Source organism: Agreia sp. PsM10 (genome assembly GCF_030433855.1).
Lineage (GTDB): Bacteria > Actinomycetota > Actinomycetes > Actinomycetales > Microbacteriaceae > Agreia.
In genome coordinates this window covers 26,672-40,382 of record NZ_JARUXC010000003.1, presented here as the reverse complement: position 1 = coordinate 40,382, position 13,711 = coordinate 26,672, and the positions used below count along the sequence as shown (strand labels likewise).

General features: G+C 62.8%; 14 protein-coding genes and 1 pseudogene. 10 read left to right on the top strand and 5 right to left on the bottom strand.

Annotation, left to right across the window (positions count from 1 at the left end; genetic code table 11):
• Positions 1 to 3: 3 nt before the first annotated feature.
• From QCD70_RS04210 to QCD70_RS04200, 3 genes are all read right to left on the bottom strand, one after another.
• Positions 4 to 564, bottom strand: a complete 561-nt coding sequence (locus QCD70_RS04210; protein ID WP_301213934.1) for a PadR family transcriptional regulator — start codon at positions 562 to 564, stop codon at positions 4 to 6.
• Between the two features lie 93 nt (positions 565 to 657).
• Positions 658 to 954, bottom strand: a complete 297-nt coding sequence (locus QCD70_RS04205; protein ID WP_301213933.1) for a hypothetical protein — start codon at positions 952 to 954, stop codon at positions 658 to 660.
• Between the two features lie 5 nt (positions 955 to 959).
• Complete coding sequence (locus QCD70_RS04200) at positions 960 to 1,667, bottom strand: HEAT repeat domain-containing protein (protein ID WP_301213932.1); 708 nt, start codon at positions 1,665 to 1,667, stop codon at positions 960 to 962.
• An 88-nt stretch (positions 1,668 to 1,755) separates the two neighbouring features.
• On the opposite strand from QCD70_RS04200, the gene QCD70_RS04195 reads away from it, so the two are divergent.
• On the top strand, positions 1,756 to 2,739 hold the full coding sequence (locus QCD70_RS04195) for a Ppx/GppA phosphatase family protein (protein ID WP_301213931.1): 984 nt from the start codon (positions 1,756 to 1,758) through the stop codon (positions 2,737 to 2,739).
• A gap of 84 nt (positions 2,740 to 2,823) precedes the next feature.
• The gene (locus QCD70_RS04190) at positions 2,824 to 3,780 is read left to right on the top strand and encodes an alpha/beta hydrolase (protein WP_301213930.1); all 957 of its coding nucleotides are present in this window, start codon (positions 2,824 to 2,826) and stop codon (positions 3,778 to 3,780) included.
• Positions 3,781 to 3,881: 101 nt separating this feature from the next.
• On the opposite strand, the gene QCD70_RS04185 is transcribed toward QCD70_RS04190, so the two are convergent.
• Complete coding sequence (locus tag QCD70_RS04185) at positions 3,882 to 4,703, bottom strand: SDR family NAD(P)-dependent oxidoreductase (protein WP_301213929.1); 822 nt, start codon at positions 4,701 to 4,703, stop codon at positions 3,882 to 3,884.
• 127 nt (positions 4,704 to 4,830) lie between these two features.
• On the opposite strand from QCD70_RS04185, the gene QCD70_RS04180 reads away from it, so the two are divergent.
• On the top strand, positions 4,831 to 5,307 hold the full coding sequence (locus QCD70_RS04180; protein ID WP_301213928.1) for a TetR/AcrR family transcriptional regulator: 477 nt from the start codon (positions 4,831 to 4,833) through the stop codon (positions 5,305 to 5,307).
• 573 nt (positions 5,308 to 5,880) lie between these two features.
• The gene (locus tag QCD70_RS19190; RefSeq protein ID WP_367316689.1) at positions 5,881 to 6,258 is read left to right on the top strand and encodes a YbhB/YbcL family Raf kinase inhibitor-like protein; all 378 of its coding nucleotides are present in this window, start codon (positions 5,881 to 5,883) and stop codon (positions 6,256 to 6,258) included.
• 195 nt (positions 6,259 to 6,453) lie between these two features.
• On the opposite strand, the gene QCD70_RS04175 is transcribed toward QCD70_RS19190, so the two are convergent.
• Positions 6,454 to 7,167, bottom strand: a complete 714-nt coding sequence (locus tag QCD70_RS04175; protein WP_301213927.1) for a haloacid dehalogenase-like hydrolase — start codon at positions 7,165 to 7,167, stop codon at positions 6,454 to 6,456.
• 672 nt (positions 7,168 to 7,839) lie between these two features.
• Here QCD70_RS04175 and QCD70_RS04170 point away from each other — a divergent pair.
• From QCD70_RS04170 to QCD70_RS04145, 6 genes and pseudogenes are all read left to right on the top strand, one after another.
• On the top strand, positions 7,840 to 8,220 hold the full coding sequence (locus tag QCD70_RS04170) for a hypothetical protein (RefSeq protein ID WP_301213926.1): 381 nt from the start codon (positions 7,840 to 7,842) through the stop codon (positions 8,218 to 8,220).
• A gap of 219 nt (positions 8,221 to 8,439) precedes the next feature.
• Positions 8,440 to 9,346 (top strand): annotated as a pseudogene (locus QCD70_RS04165) (IS982 family transposase).
• Between the two features lie 171 nt (positions 9,347 to 9,517).
• Positions 9,518 to 9,793 carry a hypothetical protein gene (locus tag QCD70_RS04160; protein WP_301213925.1) on the top strand — a complete coding sequence of 92 codons (276 nt, stop codon included), beginning with the start codon at positions 9,518 to 9,520 and terminating at the stop codon, positions 9,791 to 9,793.
• Positions 9,794 to 9,907: 114 nt separating this feature from the next.
• Positions 9,908 to 10,306, top strand: a complete 399-nt coding sequence (locus QCD70_RS04155; protein WP_301213924.1) for a VOC family protein — start codon at positions 9,908 to 9,910, stop codon at positions 10,304 to 10,306.
• 236 nt (positions 10,307 to 10,542) lie between these two features.
• Positions 10,543 to 11,913, top strand: coding sequence for a DUF7507 domain-containing protein (locus tag QCD70_RS04150; RefSeq protein ID WP_301213923.1), 1,371 nt, complete (start codon positions 10,543 to 10,545; stop codon positions 11,911 to 11,913).
• 1,006 nt (positions 11,914 to 12,919) lie between these two features.
• Entirely contained in the window at positions 12,920 to 13,690 is a 771-nt protein-coding gene (locus QCD70_RS04145; protein WP_301213922.1) for a helix-turn-helix transcriptional regulator, read from the top strand.
• Positions 13,691 to 13,711 lie beyond the last annotated feature (21 nt).

The window sequence follows — 13,711 nt, the reverse complement described above, 5'->3', positions numbered from 1 at the left end:
CCGTCAGTCCTGCGCGAGGATCGAGTACAGGCGACGGCGTGCGTCGTCGAGCACGGCGACGGCCTGCTGCACCTGCTCCGGCGTGCCGGTGCGACCCACCTGGGCGGCGGCCTGCGCGAGCTCGACGCCGGACTTCGGCAGGGCACCGAAGCTGGGGCCGCCGTCTTTCGTCTCCGTCGACGCCCAGGGGGTCGACGTGCCGTCGGTGTCGACGACCTGCCGGCCGGCGTCAGTGAGGGCGTAGGTCTTGCGCCCGTTCGACTCCTCGGCGCTCACGAGCCCCTCGTCGGCCAGCAGCTGCAGGGTCGGGTAGACGCTGCCGGCGCTGGGCTTCCAGCTGCCGCCCGAGCGCTCCTCGATCTCGCGGATGATCTGGTAGCCGTGCATGGGCTGTTCGGCGAGCAGCGAGAGCACGGCGGCGCGCACGTCGCCCTTGCCCATGCGCGTGCCCGCTCCGGCCTTCTTCTCGAAGGTGGCGCGCAGCTGCTCCATCGCCTGCCACATGCCGTCGGCGTTTCCGAGGTTGCCGAGATTGAACCCGCCTGCGGGGAATGAGTTGCCCATGATGTCCTCCAGTTGACCTTGCGAACGATACTCAACGATATATCGGCAAGCTGACAGCCGGCTCCGTGTTCCGGGGATTCGAGCGGGCTGCTCTCAGTCCCTGTCGCTCTTCTCGAAATAGAGCGACAGGAAGATCGCCATGATCGCGGCCCCCGCCCCGACGGCCGCATTCTCGCCGGCCGTGCGGTCGCGACGGAGAAGCGCCGCCCCGGCCGCCGCGTTCAGCGCGCTCCATGCGACGTTCACCGTCGGCGATGAGAGTCCACGGCCGGGTGGACGAGCGAAGGGCGACGGGAAACGCCTGCCCTGCACACCGGCGACGCCGTGCGGCACCGCGTTGACGAGAAACACACCGGCAGCGAACTGCCTCAGGATCGTTGATCGCGACATGGGTTCTATTCTGTTCCCTCTGTGTCGGGAGCGCGCGGCGGGTCAGGCGGCGGATCGGGCGTCCCATCGGGCTCGCCCGGTCGGGTGACGATCCTCATGGCCTCGAAGATCGCCTCGTCGAAGTAGTCGTCCGGGTCCTCGATCAAGCGTTCGATCGCGAGGGCGTGCGCCCTGACGCCGGCACTCGGGTGGATCCTCGCCGCTCGGAGTGCCGGAACGGCATGGTCGCTGAGCTCCGCGAGCGCCCGGGCGAGACTCAGCTGCACGTCGCGATCGCCGCGCCCGAGCTGCGTGCTCAGCATCGTCGCCACCTCCCCCTCCCGGCCCACCGGCACCAGGATGACCCCGGCCCGCCAAGCCGCCCGTGCGACCGACTCGTCGGCATCCTGTATCGCGGTCTCGGTGACGGCCGCCCACCCGCGCGGATCGCCCACCTTCGACAGGCTGTGGAACGCCTGGCTGCGCGCCTGCGGCACGGCCGATGCCGTCTCGACGATCAGGCGCGGCACGGTGAGGTCGGCCGGATGCCGGGTCAGGGCCCAAGTGAGCATGTCGCGTACGAAGAAATCGGCTTCGACCGCGCAGCGATCGACGAGAACGTCGACATAGTCGTCGTTCGGATAGGTGCCGGCCGAGAGCGCGGCCTGAAGCCGGACCGAGGCGTCCGCCGAGCTCAGGGCGGCGCGCAGTGCCTCGTCGGGTCGTGTGTTCATGAGGTCCTCATGCATGCCAGTCAACACTGTCGGGTCGGGCACCGGGTCGTGCCCGTATGACGCGTGCACGGGCAATAGACTCCGGGTCATGCGCCTCGGAGTCATCGATGTAGGGTCCAACACCGTCCATCTCCTGGTTGTGGACGCCCATCCCGGGGCTAGCCCGGTGCCCTATCACTCGCAGCGCTCCACGCTGCGGCTCATGCGATATCTGGATGCCGATGGTGCGATCGTCGAGGAGGGCGTGCGGCGCATCGTCGCGGCGGTAAAGGAATCCGCCGAGACCGCCCGCGACATCGGGGTCGACGACCTCATCTCCACGGCCACCAGCGCGATCCGCGAGGCGACGAACGGCGAGGAGGTGCTGGCTCGGATCGCGCGGGAAACAGGCGTCGAGCTGCACGTGCTGTCGGGAGAGGACGAGGCGCGCATCACCATGCTCGCCGTGCGTCGCTGGCTCGGCTGGTCGGCGGGCGAGATCCTGCTGTTCGACATCGGCGGCGGATCTTTCGAGATCGCCCAGGGCGCCGACGAGTACCCCGACGTGCAGGCGTCTCTTCCCCTCGGCGCCGGGCGCACGACGGTCGGATTCCTCGCCGAGGACCCGCCTCAGCGCGCCGACATCTCGCGGCTGCGCGCGCACGCCCGCGCCGAGCTGACTCTGCTGCGGGATGAGCTGTTCGCAGACCGGCCCCGCCCCAAGCGGGTGGTCGGCACCTCCAAGACGATCCGCTCGCTCGCCCGACTGGTCGGTGGTCCGTCGGATCCGATGACCGGCGATCTGGCCCAGCTGCACTACGCGGGCCTGCGCGAGTGGGAGCCCTCCCTGCGGGCGATGACGGGAGCCGCGCGCGAGCATCTGCCCGGCATCACGCCCGAGCGGGGATACCAGATCCTCGCCGGCGCGGTCGTGCTGCGAACCGCCATGAAGGTGTTCGACGTGCAGACGATGACGATCTCGCCGTGGGCGCTGCGCGAAGGAATCGTGCTGCGCTACATCGACGCACTCGATGGACGCGACCGCCCGTTCGGCGCGCGTACCGCGCCCGCGGTAACCGCGGCCGAAGAGTGACCCCTCTGGGTTGACGCGCTCGCCTCTCGTGGCCAGGACCATGAGATAGGGGGTTCATTTCCGCGCCCTCCGCGAGAGGAACGCATGAAGAGATGTGCCCGAAGAGCCGTTCTGGCCGTGACCGCCGTCGGCATCATTCTGTCGCTTGGCTTGGCCACGACCACCGTGGTGCACGCGGTCGCGACGTCGGTTGAAAGCGACCGAATTTCGCCGTATGGCACCCCGGTCACCGTCGATGGAAAGCGGATGAACGTCATGGTGGCGGGCGAGGGACCCGACATCGTGCTGCTCCCCGGATTCGGAACGGCCTCCCCCGCGCTCGACTTCGCGCCCCTCGTGGCGGAGCTCGCCGCCGACCACAGAGTGACGGTCGTCGAGCCGTTCGGCTACGGCCTCAGCGACGGCACTGATACGGAGCGCACGACCGAGAACATCGTCACGGAGATCCACGACGCGGTCTCTGCTCTAGGGCTCGAGCGATACACGCTCATGGGTCACTCCATCGCCGGGATCTACGGCATCGACTACGCGAACCGCTATCCCGACGAGGTCACGGCATTCGTCGGCATCGACTCGAGTGTTCCGGGCCAGCCCGGCATGGATGCGGAGTTCCCGACGGGCCTCCTGGCAGTGTTGAAGAACCTCGGACTGGTGCGGCTCGTGGCCGCCGTCAGCGGGGACGACTACGGTTCCCCGGCATACTCCGAGCACGACAGGGAGCAACTCTCCATGCTCAGCAACCGCAACTCGCTGAGCCCGACGTACCTCGACGAGATGGCGCATATCCGCAGGAACTTCGCGGATGCTGCGGGGACGGGTTTTCCGGAGGGGTTGCCGCTGCTGCTGTTCGTGGTCGCGAACAATCCGAGCAACCCGGGCTGGTTGCAATTGCATGAGGAGCAGGCGGGTGCCGTGTCGGATGGGACGGTGGTGCCGATCGATGGGGAGCACTACCTGCATCATGCGCATGCCGAGGAGATCGCCGCAGGGTTCCGGGCATGGAGCGAGAGTCACCTGGGATCCGGCGCAGACCGCCGCTAGCACCCCGATCATGGCAGGCAACCACCAAGGCCCAGAGATAGGGGGCTGAGAGAGGAAGCGATCATGGCTCGGGCTGGCGTACCGCTCGAAGTGGCAAGGGGCTACTGGCCCGGGAAGCGGGGGTCTCGGGCGTAGTCCTGATAACGCAGATCGAGCGCCGCCCGCACCTGGCCCGAAGCGTCATCACCGACAAGCACACGGAGGCGTTTGTCGTCGGTGGATGCGATACGAGCGAGGATAGCGATAGCCGCATCCTGCGGTGTCGTGCCACCACCCGACTCGCCGTCGGGCCACGGGACCTCTGCTGTGCCGAACAATTCGGTTCGGAGGTCATCGTAGGCTCTCGTCGGAGCGCTGAACCTCATGCTCCCGCCGGCCCAGTCCGTGTCGAGGGCGCCCGGTTCGATGATGGACACACTGATGCCGAACTGCTGTGTCTCCGCAGCCATCGCCTCGCTGAACGCCTCCAGACCCCATTTCGACGAGTTGTAAAGCGCGAGCATCGGCATAGTGCCGACCGCCCCCACAGTCGAGATCTGAACGATGTGGCCGCCTCCCTGACCGCGCATGATCGGGATGACAGCTTGGCTCAACCACAAAGGGCCGAGCAGGTTGGTGTCGATGATTGCGCGGGCATCCTCCTCGGATGCCTCTTCTACTGCGCCGACAAGGCCATAGCCGGCATTGTTCACGAGGACGTCTATTCGACCGAGTCGCACCGCTGCGAGTTCCACAGCTTCGCGCGCCGCGGAGCGGTCACGGATGTCGAGCGTCTGTACGGTCAGACGCTGATGATCAGGGAGGGAGTGCTCACCCCTGACGGTCGCGACCACGGAATGTCCCGCGTCAAGGGCGGCCAGCGTGAGCGCTCGTCCGAGGCCTCGATTGCCTCCGGTGACCATCCAGTTCTGCGGTGAGGTCATACCCCCATCATAATCGAAAATGGACGCACCGTCTCGTTTTAGGTAGCGTCCTTGTATGGCCCGTCAGCGAACACGAAGCAAAGTGCACGAGGCAGTACTCTCCCTTGCAAGGGACACTCGAATCGGAATGATCACGATGGAGGGCGTGGCAAAGCGGGCGGGTGTCAGCAAGCAGACTCTTTACCGGACATGGCCTTCCACGGGGGCGATTCTCTTCGACGCCCTCCTTGCCCGGAGCACCGACGAGCATGACGCTGTCACCGTGCCGAACTCAGGCGCCCTGGCTGCCGACCTTCGGTCCCTGGCAACCGCAACGATCGCCGAGCTGACCGATCCGATGCTCGAACCACTGTTGCGAGCCGTGACGGCAGAGATGCAATCCGACGAAGCACTGGCGGCGCAGTTCCGCGAGTTGCTTCTTGCCCCGCAGCTCAGAGGTATTTCGAATCGCTTCCGTCAGGAGAACCTCCCGAACCCGGACGACCTGGCTGAGCTGTTCGTCAGCCCGATATTTCATCGTTGGCTACTCCGCTCGCGCTCATTCGATTCCGAGTGGGTGACGGCGCATGTGGCTCGGACGATGCGCGGGGCCCTCTCCGAGTGACGTCATCTCCATGCGACTGTTCGTGATCACGAGGAGCCTCCCTTCCCTCGACCGCAGAGAGATCGCGAAACGGTAAGAAGGCCACCCGAAATCAACAAAGCCCCGAACTTCTTGTCGAGGTCCGGGGGCTTATCTGTTGGGCTGACAGGATTTGAACCTGCGACCCCTTGGTCCATGGTCACTGGTGAGGTCCCCAGAATAACCGAGGTTGGAAACGGGCGCAGATCCGCGGAATGGCAGGCATGTAGGCAGGTTTGGTTGCGACATTAGGTGACCGGTCACTTCGCAAGATCCGGGACATTTTCCGGCTGATTTTGGATGCTTGCTCGCTGATGGCGCGTCACGACCGCGTCACGAGCGGACAACTGGAGCATCTCCGACTCCCTTATGAAGGGTCGTCCGCGCCGTGGCCGCATCCGGGCCGCAACAGATCCACCATGCCCGATGGGCTCAGCTATGAGCAGCTGCCCCCCAACCCGCGTCGCTTCTTCATCTACGCGGTGACTGTCCGGAATCTTCTCGAACTCGCTCCGGAGAGGACAACATGCCTGATTCTCCCGACGGACTCAGTTGATGGCACGAGTCGTTCGTCGGGAAGGTTTGTGCGGTGGATGTTCGCGATCTACTGCGCCCGGCTTCTGGCAGTATGTCGTCGCGGACATCCCTACAACCAAAACCGAGCTGGCGGAGGGCGCTGGGGATGCGGGTACTCTCTCGCTGCCCGACGGTGCTCGGCAGTTCCGAAATGATGCTGGCGTCCATCAACACGTGGGAGCTGCGCGCCCCGAAAGACACGGTCGCCATCGCTACTACGTTGTGGTGGCCGCGCTCGATATCACGCGCCTCGACGCACCCGACGACGCCACGCCAGCCTTCATCTGCTCCACCATATCTAGCCACATCGTCGGCCCGGCCACTATAGCCGTGATGGCCGATGCTCACGATTGCTGAGTCCGCACGCGTTTTGGAAGCCAACCCAGTTCCTGGCCCTCCCAACCCTCCAGGTCGAGAGAACGACACTCATAAAGAGGGTCGAAACCGGCCAAGAGGCGCGTCGACTGCCCTTCACTAGACCAAGTTCGCCGCTGAGCCAGCAGACGAATGTGTGGGCGATCCGGGTAAACCATCGGGGTGTGCGCCCCTGGCTCACTCGCCGAAAGCTTCAAAACGGATGCCCTCGCGGGCGAAGCTGGCCCGGGTGCGCCCTCCCGCACCGACTAGGGTCACGTGTCCGGAAAGGCGAGCGGTCGGCAGGTCGGTGGCCGAGTCGGTGATGAACTCCGCCTCGGACAGCCGCACCCCGGCCTCACACAACGCCTCAGCCTTCCGCTGGCCCACACGATGATCGACGAGATGCATACCTTCGGGGGTCTCGGCGAGTATGGAGGCAGAGAGCAGGTCGAAAGGAACACCCGCTCTCCGCAGCAGCGCCTCAGCAAGCCGAACTTCCGTTGCGGTCGCGACGACGACACACGCCCCGTCCCGCTTCTGTTCCCGCATCCGCTCCACCACATCGAGGCGCAAACAGGCGGAATCTGCTCCGATACGGTCGCCGAGCCGGGACGCCAGTTCGGCATAGTCGGCTTCACGCATCGTGGCCAAGCCGATCACCGCGATACGCCGCGCCGCCGCCGCTCGCCTCTCGGGATCGCGTCTCATCGCCCAAACTACCAGCCAAGGTGCAGCTCGAAGCAGCCGCAACGGTGAGGCACGCAACCTTGTGGTCAGGAGTGCAGCGAAAGTGTCCCTCTTTGTTACTACCCCATCAAGGTCATACACCACAAGCCGCGCACTTTTATGATCATGTCTTGACACCAAAACCACCTTGAAACTTAGCCAACACTCTAGCCCAGAGGACATCTAATTTGTCAAGGAGTGCGCCCGAGCGGACTGGGTCCGCTCCTGAGGAAGGCGGCGATGAGCTTAGAAAAGCGTGATTAGCTCGATCGTTAGCGCTTCAGGCAGACACGCATAGCTGCCTAAATGGGTCGTTCGCACATCTCATCGAGACCCGGAATCCCGGGGCACTTTCGCACCATCGGAGTCCCCAGTCCTCTGAGCCGGACTAGTTATTCCTTCAGTCCTCGGGCGAGTGGCCCCATGCGTCGAACTTACATCCCGCCTCGGCGCATTCCTGCGCCGGGCATTCCTTCTCGAGAGATCTCCGAAAGGTGGCTGGACTAACGACCACACGGCATCTAAGCGACCGGCTCTACATCGCGTTGTCGTCACCAAAGGTGAGTTGCCGGGATCTGGCGCCACCCGGCAATTCTGCGGACACCGGGACGGGACATTCGCCAGGAGTGATGAATCGTGCCCACCAAGCACGGGTCCATCGTCGGAATTGGCCCCCAAATCGGCGAATTCCTAAAGTATCCATAAAGCGGCGTAATACATCCGTTTTTGTTCGCTCCCTTGAGGAGAGGGACTCGCTGCGTGTCTCTCTGCCTCTTGCGGCCGGATCACATACCTCCTTCGACCCGGTCGCAAAGCGCATACTCCGATACGGCCTCGGATGGGTGGGAGAACAAAATGGATCGCCAACAGCAATCACGACGCCTGGTGCGCGCCCCCTCGCTCCTGACTGTCGCGTTCGGCCTGGTCCTGACGATCGCCGGATGCGCGACTCAATCGGTGGGCAGAGTCTCGGACTTCATCGAGGCTGCTCGCGACGGAGACACGGCAGAGATTCGGCACCTGACGACGAAGGACCTTCCCCAGGAGGACCTCGCCGTCGTAATTGCTTATGCGCTCGAGGGATGCAGCTGGAAAACAAGCGAAGCAACGATGGACAAAGTGCAGGGGGTTTTCGAGTGCTCCTCGGAGACTCAGCTCGACGACATGAGAGTTTCGTTCTCCATGTCCGGGAACCGAATCTCGGCTATTGCCAGGCTGAGCAAGGTGGACCATTGAGTCCTTTCGGCTCTCGTTGCCGCCGACTGAGCAGCATTTTCTGCATGACCGGTCCTGGCTTAAACGTATTGGTAGCAAATCGCTCGACGTCGACTTGGAGCAGTGGAGCGCGAAGGCGCTCCGAGCCAGTAGCAGTGCGCCAACTAGATGAGTGAGTCCTATTGAGGATCGGCCGCGTGGAGGCTGTTAATCGTAGGCGGAGGGTGTTAAACCCTGTGTGTGAAGACAGATCTAAACACCCTCCTGACCACACTGTACGTCCATCTCGACGATCGGATCATGCCCGCGGTCGGCTTTTCGCGTGATCACCACCCGGGCAGGAAACCACAACTCAATGACGTCGAGCTCGTGTGTCTACTCGTGGCCCAGCATCTACTCGGGATCGCATCCGAACGAAAATGGGTCCGCTACGCCCACTCCCATCTGAAGAGCATGTTCCCCGCCCTGCCACAGCAATCAGGGTGGAGCAAACGGGCCCGGCACGCCAGCGGGCTCCTCTCGAGAGTGATCACGGAACTCGCTCGCGACACACCATCCTGGGGCGAGATCACCAGACTCATCGACTCCACCCCGGTGCCCTGCGGAAAGTCCAGAGAGACGGTGAAGCGCTCCGACCTCGCCGGACACGCCGGCTACGGATACTGCGCCTCTCACTCGCGATTCTTCTGGGGATTCCGTCTTTACCTGCTCTGCGCACCCGACGGGATGCCGGTTGTCTGGGGACTCGCGAACCCGAAGATCGGCGAACGCGAAGTCACCGAAGCGCTCTTCCGCCACGATCGCCACCTCATCAACCCCGGCCAGATCATCATCGCCGACAAGGGCTTCGCCGGCCGTGACTTCGAGGCCTTCATTACCAACGAACTCCACGCAGAGCTGATTCGTCCCGACCGCAAAGACGAAACACCCAGGTTCGGGAAACTCGGCGGCATCCGCCAATGGGTCGAGTCCGTCTTCGACACCCTGAAGGGCCAACTCACCCTCGAAGACCACGGCGGCCGCACCACCGCAGGCGTCTACTCCCGCGTCGCCGCCCGACTACTCGCCCTCGCCGCCGCAATCTGGCACAACTGGCTCACCGACCAACCAACCAACCAAACGCTCCCTTATCGCCTACGACCATTAGGACTCACTCATCTAGCAGTGTCGAGCCAGCTTACGTAGTCACAAATGCCGCGTCCCACCTCTGTGTGACGCGGCATTTGCGCTTTCTTAGCAACAACAAGTGCAGTTTGATCTGTGATGCGTATCGGGTAGCGTGCAACAGGGGGTATCGTCAACGAATTTCGGGAGCCTTATGTCCAGCCAGTTCATTCTCGTCATCGAGGCCAATCTCTCGGTCAGTTCTTGGGGAGCGAAGATTTCCACCACTGAGCCGACGGATGAAAGGTCCGCCTTGGACCTTCTTGAACGAGTCATTCGCGGCGAAGCCCTTGACGTCTACACGCCCCACAAGAAGGGGATCAGTGTTCGAGTAGACGAACGGACCTACCTCGACCTTTCGGTATCGAAGGCCACACCGGCTCGTCAGACTCGACTTACTGTTGCGGAAGTGGTTGCCGAACGCTCGTAGCGCATTGCCTCCCGCCCAAGTATCTCCGGGCCGGAGGTACCCCTCCTAACAGTGAGGGGGCGGCTCACGCCGTTAGCCTTAGCTACAGACCGTCGCTCCTTTCGTGCTTGCAAGATGAAGATAACCCCGGGAACTCTCCATCACGTGGAGTTACAAGTCCACGACCTTGTATTGGCGATGCCGAGCTTCAACTGGCTTTTCGCGGAGCTCGGATACATCGTCGATCAAGATTGGAGTGACGGGCGGAGCTGGGCCCTTGGGAACACGTACCTTGTTGTCGCCCAGGCCCCGCACGACGGTTTGCATGACCGTCGCATGGCCGGGCTAAGTCACTTGGCGTTTCATGCCGGGCCGGAGACACAGGTTGACCGGCTCTGGTCGGAAGCTCCTCATCATGGATGGTCGCAGCTTTATGCTGGCCGCCATCCGAGGGCCGGAGGCGAGGCCCACTACGCGGCGTTCCTCGAGAACGGGGAACGCTTCAAAGTCGAGTTGGTCGCATCACCTGAATAACCGCGCTGTCAGAACTCGTTGTGATTAGAGGGCTTAAGCCATATCGCGCTTTGAGCAATTGTTGAGGGTGATTTTGGAGGTGAATATTTCTCGGCTTGAGTCATACCTGGGAACAAGGATACACAATGATCCCTAGGGGCAAATAAAACGAGAATTCGTCTTCGGCGCTCGGAACTGACATATGCCCGCCGCGACTGTGGTCCGACGAGAGACTACCCGTACCAGATTGGTTAAGCATGCAGCGTAAACCTTTGAAGATGCTCCCGAAAGCGGTGGTAGTTACCGTCGCTGCATTAGCCACTCTGGCCCTGGCAGCGCCAAGCGCATCCGCTGCGGTGATTCCGTTGCCGCCCACGTATCCCTCGGCCGCGGACGCACCGGGCGGCACCTTCGCGGGATTTAATGCTCCAGTGTCGATAGGTGTCCTGCCGCCGGGCTCAACGGTAACGCCGCTCGAACTTCCTGAACCGGCCCCTTCAACTGGATTTGTCTTGGACCCTGCCACGCGCGGCACCGTGACTATGACAAGCGAACGTATAATTACGGAAAGCAATTCGAACAGCTCCGTTGCGGACAGCCCTGTAGGCACGAGTTTTCCCAGCAGCACCCCCGAAAACGTTACCGTCCTGAGTGATTTCTGGCTCCGGAATTCAACAAACGGCGCCTGGAAATACGAATTCGACTTCTCGGGGCTCGCAGGCGGTGTTCTCCCGGCCGGTTCGCTTCTCAATACGTCAGACATAGACGTTTGCTCGGCGACCCGTCCTGAAGGTATTCAGATGACCGCCGATTCCGCGTTGCCTTGGCTTCAGTTCGACTTCCATCGTCAAATCACGGGGCTGCCCGCCACCGGCACTCCTGCCGTGGTCACTCTCGACGACGCCTCGGCCACTTACTCCGTTACGGCTGCCACGCCTTGTGGAGATGTAAACATGGGCGATTGGTTCACGACCACGCGCCCCATTACGACCCTCACAGTCGTCATGAACAACGTGGCACAGGCATCAGGCTTTGTTTACTTCGGAATGCGGGTTCCCGTCCTGGAGGCTGCTCCAGCAGTTGAGGTCGTCAAAACGACCAACGGTGAAAACATCCTTCAAGCGCCTGGCCCGGAGATCTCAATTGGCGAGGACGTTCGGTGGGAATACGAAGTTCGAAACACGGGCAACGTTGCACTCGCCGATGTCACGGTTGTAGACGACAAAGTTGATTCCGGCAACATCGACTGCGGTGCTGGCACGAACGTCGTTACCTTCTTGGAGGTTGGTGAGAGCGTTATCTGCGTGGCGACCGGCCTCGCCGAAGAAGGTTCCTACACGAACACGGCAACCGTCACCGGCCTTCCAGTAACGTCCACCGGAGAAGCCTTCCCGGGCCTCGAAACTGTTACGGCACAGGACACCTCTTGGTACACAGGAGTCGTCGCTGGGGAAGAAGTTATCCCGCCCACGAGCAGCCCGACAAGCGTTCCCGCGGCTACTCTCACCTCTGACAAGCTCGCGTCAACGGGAGCGGAAGTGACGATTCCGCTCGTGTCTGCGGCCACGGCATTCCTGTTGGGCGCGTTCCTGCTTTGGAGACGAAGAGCGCACCGCATCAACAACTGAAACAACTGAATAGACGGGCGGCTCACGATTCCAGGTGGGCCGCCCTTTTCGTTCAACCTCATTCGTAATTGCAGCGGGGATATTTTCCGCTGCTACCAAACCATGCCCCATTCGCTTCAGACGCCCAGCACCCATCGGGGACATCGAGTCTGGTTCTTGAAAAACGTTCTGTGCCTTCTCGACGGCGTAGTGTCACCAGTTGCTGGCAGCGTCGCCGGCCCGCGGTTCGACAACGTCGAGTCGATGCGGCCGCGTGGGCCACTCAGTCTTGGCGGTACCGCATTGTCTGGACGATAGGAGATCGGATGGATACGGCACAGTTCCAGAAGGAGGTATTGAATGTGCCGGCGCTTGCCTTGGGCCAGCATGACGATGGGGCGCGGGTACGGCATTGCTCGCCGGCTCTGTAATAGCGGTTTTGGGAGTGTGGGTGACGCATCTGTGTACGGAACGCTCCGATGCCTCTTCGCGGCGGAAGCTGGCCAGGTCCGTTGTTCCCTCCGAGGGGCCGCGGTCAGAGTCCCTCTAATCGTCGTCGGCGAGCGCGAACTGCAGTGGCACGACAGCACCCCTATCGTCGACATCGGGAAGGCGGCACCGACAGCGGCTGGGTCCACGGGTCTCCGCGAACGACTCCGACCGTTCAGTTCCAAGAGCGCGAGCCATTCCGGCGGACATTCCATTTGGCAGCTCGGCGACGCGGACGAACTTATTGTCGGCTGGAGACGATACGAGGACCCACCTGCGCGGGACCGCCACTACCTCATAGCGTTCCGGGCCACCCAGGATTGGAAGCTGCCGTTCGCGAACAAGAACGGCGGGCGGGTCAAGAATGCGCGGGTCAGGCGGGCGACGGCCCCTCGCACGTGAACGACTATGCGCAGCGTCGTGTCCAAGCGATTGCATACAAGGCAACCATCCGGTAATCCCTGATGGTTGGTGAACTTCACCGCCCGTTCTGCCGCCGCGCATAGTAAAATTGCGTACACGCAAACGAAGGAGCGACATGAAAGCGAATGAGGCCCTCAGCTACATCCGCGCGCGCGGCGGACTCACGCGCCTCGAACTCGCGCAGCTCGCCGGCGTCGCACCCTCGACCATCACCCGCATCGAGGACGGCTCAAGCGAGCCGTCATGGAAAGTGATGAGCAGCATCCTGACCGCTGCCGGCTACCAGGTGCTGGACGGATTGAAGCCCAGCGGAGACCTCGACGCGGTCCGCGCCGCTCGTGTCGCCCTCGGCGAACTTGACCCGAACGACACCAACTCTGGGACGCAAGCCTGGCTCACCCGGTGGAACCGTGCCCGACTCATCGACGGAAACTACCGTGTCCAGAACGTCGACAAGCTCGTCGCGCAAGCAGGCATCGCTGCGCCTCTGATGAGCAGGCCCGGACGCCGAATAGCGGTGAAGTACGACAAGCCTTGGCAGGAAACCGCAGCCAGACTGTCACAGCTGAACCGGAGGTACGCCGTCACGGGTATCACCGCGACGAGCAAGACACGGTTGCAAGACGGTTCCGCTTGGCCCGTCATGTACGTCGATGACCCGGAAGGAGTAGTCCAAGAACTCGGGCTTACCCCTGCTAAGCGCGGCGCCCTCCTGACCCTCCTCCCTTTCAACACCTTGGCCGAAACCGGGACTGTCACAGAAGACGGCGTGACCTGGGTGAGCCCCGCGCAGGCGCTCATCGACTCGTACTCTGGCCCGGGTCGAATGGCGGACCAGGCGGAATCCGCGGCAGCACGCTGGCAGCAGAGACTGGCGAACGCATGACCCACGGACGTTGGACAGTCG